Source organism: Holospora elegans E1, assembly GCF_000648275.1.
Taxonomy (GTDB): Bacteria; Pseudomonadota; Alphaproteobacteria; order Holosporales; family Holosporaceae; genus Holospora; species Holospora undulata_A.
Map to the genome: position 1 here is coordinate 1 of NZ_BAUP01000119.1, position 2,997 is coordinate 2,997.

The window sequence follows — 2,997 nt, forward strand, 5'->3', positions numbered from 1 at the left end:
TCCTGTGGGTTTAACACTTGTTTTAACACTTTGTGAATGATGCTATAGCTGGGATTCTTACTCTTTTCATACTTAATTCGGCTTGTCTTAACAAGTTCATGCATCCGAATGTACCGTCGAATATGGTGGAAAATCTTTTGGTAGCATGCGCCATTGACAACCGCTCTTGATTATATAAACTACTGCATTACCCCTCTTTTTTGTTGTATTTGCTTTTATTTCCGCTATCAAAATGATACTTTATCACTTTCTACCCTCTCTTTTAAATCGCTTGGATAATTCTTCACACCTTCAAGCCTTTTATATCACACTTTTTTATTCATGAATACAGGTTCTAAAAACTGATAGGTAAAAAAATGGTAAATATTACGCGCGAACAAATATTATAGCAGAATTCGTGAATAATAAATAAATAGCTCCAATGATATTTAATGGATATTGTACTACGAAGGCGTTCGAAACTTGGGGGGAACAATTTTTAATAAAGAATCTGAAGTCAGGTCAGGGGGGTATGGATACTGCTGCCTTTCACCGATCACAGAAAACTAAAGATTTAATTGAATCTGTTGGGTGTGAGGTGCCCCTGATCTGTACCAAATTAAACTGAAAGCACATGTTCATTCTTAGATGGGGGGCAGATTGGGGCTTGTAGGGAGGTCAAATAATGCACCTCAATCCCCTTTTTTTTCTGCTTTTTTGGTATCTTTGCTTGCAGGGGCCTTGATCCAAGATCAGGTGAATTTTAGGCGCCTTTGGATAAGCATCTTTCAGCTGATCAAAAAACGTCTTCAAGGGGGATCTATTCAAGGTTTCTAAGGATACCACCCGTCAAACCCAAGACTTCCATCAGGTTCATGCGTGTCATGGGGGGGCTGACAGGTGATTTTCGTTGCCATGGTGGCGCGCACCCCATCACCAAACAGGATGGATTCATCTTCCGGAGGGCGTTGTCATCACCGTTGAATAAAAACTTCCCGCTTGCCTGGATCTGCCTTTGCGGGTCGTGCCGCTGGATTTTTAAATGAAAAATTATGGACGTGCAGCCACAACGTCTTGCCTTGAATTGTATACGCGATGCTGTAGGGTTCAAGAACATGAGCGCAGATATTGCTTACTTTCATATACGTCGTGGCCCAAATGCGCGATAAGTTCTGCTGTTTGTGAAGTATTTAGCTTGCTCACAGAGCCCTTGCTTTACACCATTAACTTTTGATCCTCCTTATACTCTTCTACGATCGCAATCAGAAAAGCCTTAGCTATTTGATGAGCTCCACCCTTTGTCGGATAACTAAACTTCCTTACTCCTATCTTCTACGCGTCGGTTCTTTTCTTTCCGATGCTGCGTTCTTAACGCAACACGATCTTCTTCTGTCAGAAGTCTTTGCATAAGAAAAATTATTAAACTTGTAAACAATTTCATTCAGCATGAGTATAAATGACCTTTGCAATGACGGCATTTCCCCTTTTGGATTGTGCTTATGGAGCCCGCCTAATATATTGCACATACTTTTTTAGCCATTCAGGCGCATTGTGTGCTTGATTTATTTCTTCTTCTGTTAGCCAATAATATTCATGAACTTCACGGGCTGAAGCATTAATTGTCAAATCTGTCTTTTCAATTTTGCAATGAAATATGGTATCAATCACATGCGCTCCAATACTATCAACAAAATAATTACTGATGATATATTTTAGGTCATCTTTTAAGTCTAATCCGACTTCTTCTAGAATCTCTCTCTTTGCAGCAAGCCTTAAAATGTCCCACTCATTTTGCTCATCTACTTCTTCAACTTTTCCCCCGGGGAAAGATAGAAGACCTCCGGCATGCTTGCCTTTAGGTCTTTTAATAATCAAAAACTTATGATCACACTCTATGGCTACTTCTACTACATTTAAATAAAGTTTCATTTTATTCCTTCTTCAATTGTTTTATTGGGATCAAAATCTGGTATCTATAATTTTGTTATCCAATGCTTTTAGCTGAAATCTTGCTGCTTCGGGGCTTAATTTTTGATCTTGATCAAAAAACGGCTACTTTATAATGAAATACTGAATTTTAAATCTATTATAAATCTATTATAAATTTCGTGCAAGCTTATGTCCTTGCCTATCAACAACACTATGCTGTTTACGTCCTTTTATCTTTTTTCCCCCCATCTGTACCTATTTTTTCTGAGGCTCCTGTGGGGTTAACGCTTGTTTTAACACTTTGTGAATGATGCTATAGCTGGGATTTTTACTCCTTTCATACTTAATTCGGCTTGTCTTAACAAGTTCATGCATCACTTTTGCCCATACTCCCTTAACCCTACATGGTCTATAAAACATGTACCGTCGAATATGGTGGAAAATCTTTTGGTAGCATGCGCCATTGACAACCGCAATACTGCATTAACACCCTCTTTTTTGTTGTATTTTCTTCTATTGCCGTAATTACCGCTATCAAAATGATGCTTTATCACTTCCCACTCTCTTTCTTTTAAATCGCTTAGATAATTCTTCTTTTACTCCTCCAATCCTTTTATATCACACTTTTTTATTCATGAATACAGGTTCTTAATTCTGAAAAAATATAGAAAATTAACTTAATTGAGGATGGGGCCCAGTATTTATTGACCTTGCAATCCCCATCTTTAATATTTTTTAATTATTAATCAATTTGCTTAGTAACTTCCGGAGTAAATTGTTTTGCACAAGTCCTCCTGTTCAGTTCTTAAAAATTTCTTCTTTTCATCTCCTATTGAACTGAAAATCTAAATATTCCAACAAAATAATTATTATTTAAAATATCAATAAAATTTTTTTATTATTCAATAATTTAACTTGTTCGTTATCCCACATACTCCCCCTCACTTTTTTTCAGGTAGTTTAAAAGATCTCTGAAATCAAAGAATAAGAGTTTATCTTTGATCCACCTGAGCCCCCTTGTGAAGTATGAATACCAAAGGTGCTCTGACTGTTTTTTTGTAAGCACATTCCCGTTATAGAAGCGTATAA

At 37.0% G+C, this 2,997-nt stretch carries 3 protein-coding genes and 1 pseudogene; 1 reads left to right on the forward strand and 3 read right to left on the reverse strand.

What is annotated here, in order from left to right:
- Positions 1 to 111: 111 nt before the first annotated feature.
- Positions 112 to 189 (reverse strand): annotated as a pseudogene (locus tag HE1_RS09365) (transposase); the annotation flags it as partial.
- Between the two features lie 450 nt (positions 190 to 639).
- On the opposite strand from HE1_RS09365, the gene HE1_RS04785 reads away from it, so the two are divergent.
- Positions 640 to 816, forward strand: a complete 177-nt coding sequence (locus HE1_RS04785) for a hypothetical protein (protein ID WP_242837210.1) — start codon at positions 640 to 642, stop codon at positions 814 to 816.
- Positions 817 to 953: 137 nt separating this feature from the next.
- On the opposite strand, the gene HE1_RS07480 is transcribed toward HE1_RS04785, so the two are convergent.
- Positions 954 to 1,121: a helix-turn-helix domain-containing protein gene (locus tag HE1_RS07480; RefSeq protein WP_242837211.1), complete on the reverse strand. Its 168-nt coding sequence runs from the start codon at positions 1,119 to 1,121 to the stop codon at positions 954 to 956.
- A gap of 355 nt (positions 1,122 to 1,476) precedes the next feature.
- Positions 1,477 to 1,908, reverse strand: coding sequence for an NUDIX domain-containing protein (locus tag HE1_RS04790; protein WP_006288835.1), 432 nt, complete (start codon positions 1,906 to 1,908; stop codon positions 1,477 to 1,479).
- Positions 1,909 to 2,997 lie beyond the last annotated feature (1,089 nt).

What these genes read in the sequence shown, in the direction of transcription:
- HE1_RS07480 (WP_242837211.1), bottom strand. Translation starts at nt 1,121, where the DNA reads ATGAAAGTAAGCAATATCTGCGCTCATGTTCTTGAACCCTACAGCATC.
- HE1_RS04790 (WP_006288835.1), bottom strand. Translation starts at nt 1,908, where the DNA reads ATGAAACTTTATTTAAATGTAGTAGAAGTAGCCATAGAGTGTGATCAT.